We start from the raw sequence: 3,204 nt of genomic DNA, 5'->3' as shown, positions 1-3,204 counted from the left end.
GGACTCGCTCGGGGTGCGCTCCACGCAGATTGGCCGCATCGTGGACGTCATCCAGGAGATCGCCGACCAGACGAACCTGCTGGCGCTCAACGCCGCCATCATCGCCGCCCAGGCCGGTGAGCAGGGCCGCCCCTTCGGCGTAGTGGCGGACGAAATCCGTGGCCTGGCCGAGCGCACCGCGCGCTCCACGCGTGAGATCGCCACCATGGTGGGCGGTATCCGCCGGGAGGTGGACACGGCGGTGTCGCTGGTGAAGGAGGGCCGCGAGCAGGCCGGTACAGGCGTGTTGCTGGGGGACCGGGCCGCCGAGGCGCTGATGGAGATCCGCACCATCACCCAGCGCACCTTCTCGGCGGTGGAGGCGACGCTGGCGGAGACGAAGCGGCTGGAGGCCCAGGGCTCCACGGTGGTGGATGCCAGCCGGCGGGTGGCGCGGCGCGTGGACGACGTGACGCGGGCGGCCATGGAGCAGTCGAGTCACGGGCGCGAGCTGGTGCACCAGACGCAGCAGATGGCGAAGCTGGCGCAGGAGGCCTCGCACAAGGCGGAGGGCCAGGCGCGCACCGGCCGGGACTTGTCCAACGCGGTGGTGCGGCTGAGCTCGGCCATCGAGGAGATTCGCGCGGCGCACGACGTGCTGATGCGCGGGGACTCGGCCATCGGTGAGGAGGTGGCGCGGGTGCGCGAGGACGCGCTCCAGGTCATCCGCATCGGCGACGGACTGAGCCGCACGGTGGAGCAACTGGCGCACGAGGCGGCCAGTCTGGACGGCGAGGTGTTCCGCTTCCGGCTGCCCGCCCCGCACTCGGGCGGCACACTGCGCGCGGGCATCCACCAGACGGCCTTCGTCCGCGCGCAGGGGGTGTTGGATCCGCTCTTCGCCGTGGACAACCAACTCCTGGAGATGAGCTGCTGCATCTTCTCCAGCCTGCTGCGGCTGGACGATGGAATGCTGGGGCCGGATCTGGCCGAGCGCTGGGAGGCGGACCCCTCGGCGCGCCGCTACCGCTTCTACCTGCGCCCGGGCGTCACCTTCCACGATGGGCAGCCGCTGAGCGCGCGCGACGTGAAGCGCCACTTCGAGCGGCTGCTGGACCCGGTGGCGAAGTCGCCGGACCGCGGCCTGCTAGAGGACGTGGAGGGCGCGAAGGCGTTCGCGGAGGGCAAGGCGCGCGAGGTGACGGGCATCGACGTGCTGGACGACCTGACGCTCGAAATCCGGCTGGAGGAGCCCAAGTCCTTCTTCCTCCACCTGATGGCCCTGCCGGGCACGGCGGTGGCCCGATTGAACGCGAGCGGCCAGGTGATGGGCACGGGCCCCTTCCGGCAGGTGAGCTTCGATTCGAGCCTCATCACGCTCGAGCGCAACCCCACCTACTGGCGCAAGGGACAGCCGATGCTGGACCGGCTGGAGTTCCAACTGCTGGAGTCGCGCGAGCAGGCCGTGGCCGCGCTGCGCGAGGGGATGGTGGACCTCGTCTCGCACCTGTTCGTCACCCACGTGGACTCGCTCGAGGTGGAAGGGCAGCAGGTCGTCACCAGCACCACGCCGTCCACCTCGTTCCTCGGCTTCAACCTGCGCGAGGCCCCGTACAGTGACGTAAGGGTCCGCAAGGCCCTCCGGGCCGGCATGGACGTGCAGGGATTGGTGGACCGCTTCCACAAGGGCGCGCGCGTGGCCCGCTCGGTGACGCCGCCGGAGCTGCTGGACGACGAGGGGCTGCTGCCCGATCCGCAGCTGGACATCAACCTGGCCGAGCGCCTGCTGCGCGAGGCCGGGGTGCGCGTGCTGCCGTTGACCATCCACAATGCGGAGGGGCGTGACAGCTCGGCCGAGGACGCCATCCTCTTCCGGCCGCTGGTGGAGGCGGGGCTGGTGGAACTCCAGCACATCCAACTGAGCGCGGAGGAGTTCACGGAGCGGCGGCGCGAGGGCCGGCTGCCCGCCTTCCGCGTGGGGTGGATCGCCGACTTCCCGGACGCGGACAACTTCCTCCACTTCCTGCTGAGCTCGAAGGCCCAGACCATCTACTCGCTGGGCTACCGCAACGAGCAGCTGGACAAGCTCACGACGGAGGCACGCGTCACCATCGACCCGGGGCAACGCAAGCAGCTCTACCGGCGCGCGGAACGGCTGGTGCACGAGGACTGCCCCATCATCCCCCTCTTCCACCACCGCGTTCACACGGCGGCGAACGGACGGGTGCAGGGGCTGCGGCTGCACCAGACGCCGCCCCAGGTGCGCTTCGAGGATCTGTGGATGGACAAGGCGGAGAAGGAGGAGGAGACGCGCTGAGCCTCAGGGGCGTGCGCGCCGCGAGCCGGAGACACCCGCCCCCTGGGGCCACCCGCGCGTCTCCGCCGTGACGAGCGACCCGAGGTCGAACGCCTCCAGCCACCAGGCGCCATCGCGCTCGAGCGCGATGTAGACGAAGCGCCCCGCGTACGCGGCACCGGCCACGCGGGGAGAGCCGGACAGCGGGCACGCCATGAGCCGCTGGCCCTCGGCGAACACCTGCACGTGAGACCGTGAGCCCCCCGGGAGTCTCATGCTCGTCACCGTGCTCACCGCGCCGCCCTGCATCAACGCCGCTTCGTGCAGTGTCCCCGGGGCGTCGTCCGGAAGCAGGGAGTCCTCCCAGCGCACCCCGCCTCCCCGGACGTCGAGCGCGCGCAGCAGGAGCCGCTCCTCCTCCGGCGCGCAGGGCGCGCCATCCGTGCGCGGACAGGCCCAGGCGAAGGCGTAGCCGGTGTCGTCCAGCAACAGCACGGGCTCGTCGAGCGGCCGTGTCACCCGAGGCCCCGCACTCCAGTCCACCGTGCCGGACAGGCCCCCATCCACCCCCACGAAGGCCCGCGTCCCCGCGAAGAGCCAGTCCCCCGCCACCGCGAGCGAGGCCCCCGCATCCGGTACCTCCGCGAGCAGCGGCACGGTGTGGAAGCCCGGGCCTCCGTCTTCCGGTTCGGCGCGCGACAGGGGCCCACCCGCCGCGAAGAGGAAGATGTCCCCGCGCGTGTCCAACGCCACCCGCGCTTCCCCCGCGAAGCCTTCCACCGGCCCCGAGCGCAACACCCCTCCATCCGGGGCGAGCACCACGAGCGTCGCGCCCTCGCCCCCCTCCAGGCCACCATCCCCCGCGTCCGCTGGTGGCGCCCACGATACGAGCGACACCACCTCGCCCTGGGGGCCAAGCGCGGTGCGCC

General features: G+C 71.8%; 1 protein-coding gene and 1 pseudogene. One reads left to right on the top strand and one right to left on the bottom strand.

Translation table 11 applies throughout. The annotated features are described in order from the left end of the window. On the top strand, positions 1-2,296 hold a 2,296-nt coding region (locus VF794_RS17325), incomplete at its 5' end, for an ABC transporter substrate-binding protein (protein WP_331111783.1). A 3-nt stretch (positions 2,297-2,299) separates the two neighbouring features. On the opposite strand, the pseudogene VF794_RS17320 reads toward VF794_RS17325, so the two are convergent. After that, a pseudogene (locus VF794_RS17320) lies at positions 2,300-3,204 on the bottom strand (hypothetical protein); the annotation flags it as partial.

This window comes from Archangium sp. (genome assembly GCF_036389735.1).
GTDB lineage: Bacteria > Myxococcota > Myxococcia > Myxococcales > Myxococcaceae > Archangium.
This window is presented reverse-complemented; position numbering and strand designations above follow the sequence as displayed.